Here is a 6293-nt window from a genome sequence, read left to right on the forward strand (position 1 = left end):
AACGTTGATGTCGACTGACACTCCCTCTTCGCGAGCAGGCTCGCTCCCACAGGTTATTGTGACGTCAGGCAATCCAGGGCGATTGGCGGATGACCTCGACAAAGTTCATCGGCTTGAACCCCGGCTCCTGATCCATCAATACATCGGTCTTCACGTTGCCGAACGTGGTCTGCGGACGATGACGCAAGCCATCAGCGAAGGCGCAGATGATGCACTCCTTGAACCCTTCACCCCGTGGATGCGCATGCACCACCGCTTCGCGCTGCACGGTGGAAAACGCCGCGTAGTCCATGCCCAGCACATCCATCTCGACACCGGCGGTCACCAGCGCCACGGTCGGCCGCAAGTGCTGCGGTACACCCGGCGTGGTGTGCAGGGCAATTGACAGCCAGACCTGCTCAATATCGTCATCGCTCAACCCGTAAGGCTTGAGGAACGCCGCCGCTGCGTTGGCGCCATCGACTTCGAAACGCTCGTTGTCGCTGCGGTGACCTTCCACCAGGCCCAGGTCATGGAACATCGCACCGACGTACAGCAGCTCCGGGTTGTAGGCCAGTTGCTTGCGTAAACCGCTCAACGCACCGAACAGAAACACTCGGCGCGAGTGGTGGTAGAGCAGGTCGGATTCGATGTCGCGGATGTATTCAGTGGTGGCCCTGGCCAATGCGCTGTCGGGGATTTTGATACCGGCGATGGTGGTGCTCATGGGAGTTTCCTCGGGGTGAACGCCGTGGCGGCGCTGAGGTATCCAGTCTGTTCGTGCACCCCAGACCGGACAATCGATCCATGGCTGCGATCCCGGCCAATGAGCATGCATATCGCGCCAGCCTCGCTTCCACCGTGCATATTGGCTACGGTGTGGGAGCGAGCCTGCTCGCGAAAGGAGCAACACGGTTTTCTGCACAGTTCGCGTCATCGTTCTTCGCGAGCAGGCTCGCTCCCACAGGTAAGTGTTGATCCAGATCCGTTGAGGCATTTCGAACCATGCACAAAACCGTCGCCATCGTGGTGTTCGCCGGCGTCCAGTCGCTGGATGTCACCGGTCCCATGGATGTGTTTTCCGAAGCCAATCGCTTCCTTGCGCCCGAGGACCACTATCGGCTGGAAGTGATTGGCGTGGAGCACGGGGTGATGGCGTGCTCCAACGGCCTGGCGCTGAACGCCCATCGGCATTACAGCGATGCCTTGCAGGCCTATGACCTCCTGCTGGTCGCCGGCGGTCCGCAGTTGCCGTTCATGGATTTCGGCGGTCCGTTCTATGTCTGGCTGCGTGATGCCTGTGGGCGGGCGCAACGTTTTGGCTCGATCTGCAATGGCGCATTCATGCTCGCCCGTGCGGGGTTGCTGGAGGGGCGGACGGTGACTACCCATTGGGGCGATGCGGCGGCGTTGGCGGCGTTATGCCCGTCAACACAGGTCGATGCTGATCGCTTGTATGTGCAGGATGCCGAGCTCTACACCTCGGCCGGGGTCACGGCAGGGATCGACCTGTCGTTGTACCTGTTGGGCCGCGATCACGGACCGGACGTGGCGCTGAGCGTGGCCAAGCGGCTGGTGGTGTTCACCCAGCGCTCGGGTGGCCAGTCACAGTTCAGCCCGTTTCTCACGCCCCACGCCGAGCCGACTTCGGCCGTGGCGATGGTCCAGCACTACGTGTTGGCCAACCTGACCGGCGACCTGACCATCGCCGACCTGGCCAACGCCGCCAACATGAGCGCGCGCAACTTTTCCCGGGTGTTCGCCAAGGAAGCGAAAATCACCCCGGCCGAGTTCGTCGAACGGGCGAGGGTGGATGCGGCGCGAGTACTGCTGGAAAGCACCAGCGTGCCGCTCAAGACGGTGGCGTACCAATGCGGTTTCCGTGATGCCCAGCATATGCGCAGCGTGTTCAACCGCAGGCTGGGGGTGACGCCGCAGCAGTTCCGGCTGAATTTTGCGGCGATGGTTTGGCCCTGAATATGCGTTGTTTTTGCGGGCCTCATCGCGGGCAAGCCCGCTCCCACAGGTTTCGGCCTGATCACAAAATTGTGTATTCACACCGATCACTGTGGGAGCGGGCTTGCCCGCGATGAGACCCTCACAGACAGCAGAGATTTATTGTCCTGAGCGAGCAGGCAACAACTTCAACGTATTGCGCGTATTCGCCGTCACCTCTTCATCATTGAGATGCGCCTGGTAGTAAACCCCTTCGATGTACGCTTCGGCCTGATCGTCATAGTGACGGTCGAACAGCACGCCGCTCTGGCCGACCGGGTTGACGGTCAGGCTGTGGGCCGGGTCGGCGAAGTCGATCAGGCGCCGGGTCGACGGGCCGTAAGTCACTGGCCAGGGTGCGGGGCCGATCTTGGCCGACAGGTTGTTCGGCACTTCATGAGTGCCGGGGGCGGCGAACGGGCCGACGTTGAAGAGACGATCCAGCGGCTTCTGCTGGCCCAGTGGATGACCGTGGGTCAGGGTGTGCGCCTTGCCCCACTGCCATTGTGCGAAGTCCGCACCGAGGGTGGCCTTGAGGTGGGCGATGCTGGCTTGCCATGCCACCTTGACCGTATCGGCGCGGGTTTCCCTGGCGAGGGTACTGCGGTTGTCCCACCACGGTGAATCGGCATTTGCCGCCAGGCGCGGCAGCGCTGCATCAATCACCCGGGTCGAGAGCAGTGTCTCGAAGAAATCGTTGCCCAATTCATCGCGCATCGCTGCGTCAGCCAGGTTGAACAACAACTGGTTGAACACCGTGGCGCTGGTGGAATCGAGGGGGTAATCGCCTTTCCACTGGGCCAGTTGTTCCACCAGTTTCAGCTCGGCAGGATCGCTCACCACGCTGCGTAACACCGGCAGCAGCGGCGCCAACAGGCGCGGGCCGTAGGCGGTGGTGGTGCCCAGTTGCAGCTTCTGGCTGGATTCCAGATCCCACTTGATGCTCTTGTCGCCGAGCTGATGATCGAGCTGCTGGCCACGGTCGGCCAGGTTGTAATAGCCGGGAATCTCTATACCCGCCGACGACACAGGCTGGAAGTTGGCCGAGACGATATAACCCCGTGCCGGGTTCTCTTCCTGGGGGTTGGCGCTGAAGGGGTAGAAGCCGTCCTTGTCCGCTTCGGCGCTGCTGCCGTCCAGTATGAACCACGGACGTACACCGGCAGGACGCTTCGGCAATTGCGCCGCGGCCCACCAGCCGATGTCGCCCTTGGCGTTGGCCCAGACGATGTTCAGGCCGGGCGCCTGGACTTTCGCGGCAGCACTGCGCGCCTTGGCCAGGGTGTCGGCGCGGTTGAGCTGGTAGAAGCCTTCAAGTATCGGGTTCTGGCTTTCGAGAAAACCCCACCACATGGCAATCGGCGTTTTGCCGACGCTGTTGCCCAGCGCATCGTTGACGATCGGGCCGTGGGGCGACTGACGCAGCACCAGGGTGACGGGAGCCTGGCCCTTGACCGCGATCTGCTGCTCGCTGCTCACCATGTCCACCCACTTGCCCCGGTACCAGACCTGATTCGGATTGTCCGGGTTGACCTTCTCGGCAATCAGGTCGAGGTCATCGTTCTGGAACATGGTGATGCTCCAGCCGAAGTCACGGTTCATGCCCAGCGAGGCGAACGGCATCAAGGCCTGATAGTGACCGTAGAGTTCGAAGCCCGGTGCCGAGAGCTGCGCCTCGTACCACACCGAGGGCGCGGAGAAGCGAATGTGCGGGTCACCCGCCAGCAGTGGCTTGCCACTTTTGGTACGGCTGCCGGAAACGGCCCAGGCGTTGCTGCCCTCGAACTGTGGCAGGCCGTTGTCGGCCAATGCCTGTTCGCTCAGGCGGGCGAGGGCGTTGAGGTCCTTCCAGTCGGCGCTGGCCAGCGCCGGTGCCGTGCGGTCCGTCAGCACGCCTTTGGGTTGCCAGTCGAGATCGAACACGTTCAGGTAGTCGACACCCAGTTGATCACGCACGAAGGTCAGCAACGGTTCGGTACGAAACGCTGCGGCAAAACTGTAGGCCATGTAGCCGGCGATGCTGATGGTGTCCTGGGCGGTGAACGGGCGCTTCTGAATGCCCAGCACGTCGAACTCCACGGGTCTTGCGTGGCTGTCCTGATACTGGTTGATGCCATCCAGATAAGCTTGCATGGCGATGAAGGCGGGCGATTGTTTGTCCAGATTTGCCAGATAGGTTTCGGCACGTTCGCGAATGCGCAGGCTGCGCATCAGCTTGTCGGTGTCCAGCAGTTTGGGGCCGAGCACCTCGGCCAGTTCGCCACGGGCCAGGCGACGCAGCACTTCCATCTGGAACAGCCGGTCCTGGGCGTGGACGTAGCCGAGGGCACGGTACAGATCGGGTTCGTTTTCGGCGCGGATGTGCGGGATGCCGCGCTCGTCGTAGCGCACGGTGACCGAGCCTTGCAGATGTTGCAGTTCCACCATGCCCTGGCGTGTCGGCTGCTTGCTGTAGACGTACCAGCCGCCAACGGCGGCGAGGGTGACGATCAGCGAGCCGAGAGCGGTCAGGCTACGTTTCATGGTGACTCCTTGTTGTAATGAGCGGCTTCAGTTCCCTGGTGCCACTGTTTAACACGGCTCACCGAATTGGCCCATCGCCCGTAGGAGGGATTCGTATTGCAGCGTCTTTACTACTTCGCAGGGTCGACAGGCCACGGGCAGTAACACCCCACCGCCAGTGTGTGCGTGGCACTCACCGAGCGACCTTCGTTTAACGCTTGCAGGATCGGTTCGATAAAACTGTTGCTGGAATTGCAGGTCAGGCCTTCGCTGTACGGACCGAAGTACGCCAGTTTGCCGCTGCGATCCCAGATCGCCACGGCAGGGCTGGCAGGGATCTGCTCGGAACCGGGCAGGACGCTGAGGGTTTTCAGGTTGCTCAAGGTGCTCGGCAACTGACCGTGGCTACCAGGTTTTTGCACCGAGTAGAACTCGACACCCAGCGGTTCGTACTGCTCGACCAGCTCACTGAGGTGTTGCTGATTGCCGACATTGCAAGGGCAGGCCGGGTCCCAGAAGTGGACGAGACGGATGGCGCCGGGACCGGCATGCGTATCGGGCAGGCGCAGCGGGTCACCGGAGAACACGGCCGTATGTTCACTGAATGCTCGCAGGTAGCGGCCCTGGAACCAGTCGTAAGCCGCCCACAGCACGCCGGCGCACATCAGGGCGAGCAGGCTGGCAAACAGGGTGGCGCGCAAGGGTGATCGCATGGGTTCAATCCTCGAAGGGCGGCTAGCTTGCCATGCTTGCCGCGACAGATGAATATCGCAGGTCCATTAAGTCGGTTTAACGCTCTGGAATCGCCCATGTCTGTCACCTTCAACCCTGATCATCTGCGCGCCAGTCTGCGGCCATTGGCCGAAGGGCAGCCGCTGTCAGCGGAGGCACAGGCCTATCAGCGGTTTTACGGGCTGGATTTTTCTTCGCGCAATGTACGCAGTGGCCTGGGGCGTTTTCAGGTCGACGGTTATGAAGTGGTCAGCCAGGTCTGGTGGCCGGAACGGGTGAAGGCGACGTTGTTTGTCTTCCACGGCTTCTACGATCACACCGGGCTCTACCGACATGTCATCGAGTGGGCGCTGGAGCAGGGCTTTGCTGTGATTGCCTGTGACTTGCCGGGGCATGGACTGTCCAGCGGCGAGCGCGCGAGCATCAAGGATTTCGCCGAGTATCAGGACACCTTGCAAGGGCTGTTTGCCGAAGCGCGGTCCCTCGATCTGCCGCAGCCGTGGCACCTGTGCGGGCAGAGTACCGGAGGTGCAATCGTGATCGACCATGTGCTCAATGCGGGAGCGAGCAGTCCGGCCCAGGGCCAGGTAATTCTGTTGGCACCGCTGGTGCGGCCGCGGGCGTGGGGCTGGTCGCAACTGAGCTACTACCTGCTCAAGCCCTTCGTCAAAGCCATCGCCCGACGCTTCAGCGAAAACTCCAGCGACCCGGACTTTCTGCCGTTCCTGCAAGCCGATCCATTGCAGCCGCTACGATTGCCGACAGCGTGGGTGGGAGCATTGGCGCGCTGGATCAAGCGCGTCGAAGCCGCACCTGCCAGCCCCCGGCGACCATTAATTGTGCAGGGGCAGGCGGACATGACCGTGGATTGGCAGCACAACCTTGAGGTGCTGCGTGCGAAATTCGACCGGCCTCAGGTCTTGATGCTGCCCGAGGCGCGGCATCACCTGGCGAATGAGGCATTGGTGTTGCGGGGGGAGTATTTCGGGTTTTTGAGCAAGCGGATCAAGGGCAGGAATCTCTAGCGACTCTGCCGGCCCCTTCGCGAGCAGGCTCGCTCCCACAGGAGTATGCGGTCAACTGTG

General features: G+C 62.0%; 5 protein-coding genes. 2 read left to right on the top strand and 3 right to left on the bottom strand.

The features are described 5' to 3' along the window. Nucleotides 1-64 precede the first annotated feature (64 nt). Nucleotides 65-706: an HD domain-containing protein gene (locus tag ACW9HW_RS28280; protein ID WP_095196306.1), complete on the bottom strand. Its 642-nt coding sequence runs from the start codon at nucleotides 704-706 to the stop codon at nucleotides 65-67. A 278-nt stretch (nucleotides 707-984) separates the two neighbouring features. Here ACW9HW_RS28280 and ACW9HW_RS28285 point away from each other — a divergent pair, with 278 nt between their 5' ends. Further along, nucleotides 985-1956: a GlxA family transcriptional regulator gene (locus ACW9HW_RS28285; protein ID WP_457402614.1), complete on the top strand. Its 972-nt coding sequence runs from the start codon at nucleotides 985-987 to the stop codon at nucleotides 1954-1956. A gap of 138 nt (nucleotides 1957-2094) precedes the next feature. Here ACW9HW_RS28285 and ACW9HW_RS28290 read toward each other — a convergent pair whose 3' ends face one another. Both ACW9HW_RS28290 and ACW9HW_RS28295 read right to left on the bottom strand, forming a co-directional pair. After that, entirely contained in the window at nucleotides 2095-4497 is a 2403-nt protein-coding gene (locus ACW9HW_RS28290; RefSeq protein WP_457402616.1) for a penicillin acylase family protein, read from the bottom strand. Between the two features lie 110 nt (nucleotides 4498-4607). Next, nucleotides 4608-5189, bottom strand: coding sequence for a DUF6436 domain-containing protein (locus ACW9HW_RS28295; protein WP_457402618.1), 582 nt, complete (start codon nucleotides 5187-5189; stop codon nucleotides 4608-4610). 96 nt (nucleotides 5190-5285) lie between these two features. Between ACW9HW_RS28295 and bipL the strand changes: the two genes are divergently transcribed. After that, nucleotides 5286-6233: a phospholipase BipL gene (gene bipL, locus ACW9HW_RS28300; protein WP_207267650.1), complete on the top strand. Its 948-nt coding sequence runs from the start codon at nucleotides 5286-5288 to the stop codon at nucleotides 6231-6233. The last annotated feature ends 60 nt before the right edge of the window (nucleotides 6234-6293 follow it).

The sequence above is a fragment of the Pseudomonas sp. SDO5532_S415 genome (assembly GCF_054071155.1).

Excerpts from the sequence above, each read along its gene's own strand:
- ACW9HW_RS28290 (WP_457402616.1), bottom strand. The coding sequence starts at position 4,497 with ATGAAACGTAGCCTGACCGCTCTCGGCTCGCTGATCGTCACCCTCGCC.
- ACW9HW_RS28285 (WP_457402614.1), top strand. The coding sequence starts at position 985 with ATGCACAAAACCGTCGCCATCGTGGTGTTCGCCGGCGTCCAGTCGCTG.
- ACW9HW_RS28280 (WP_095196306.1), bottom strand. The coding sequence starts at position 706 with ATGAGCACCACCATCGCCGGTATCAAAATCCCCGACAGCGCATTGGCC.
- ACW9HW_RS28295 (WP_457402618.1), bottom strand. The coding sequence starts at position 5,189 with ATGCGATCACCCTTGCGCGCCACCCTGTTTGCCAGCCTGCTCGCCCTG.
- bipL (WP_207267650.1), top strand. The coding sequence starts at position 5,286 with ATGTCTGTCACCTTCAACCCTGATCATCTGCGCGCCAGTCTGCGGCCA.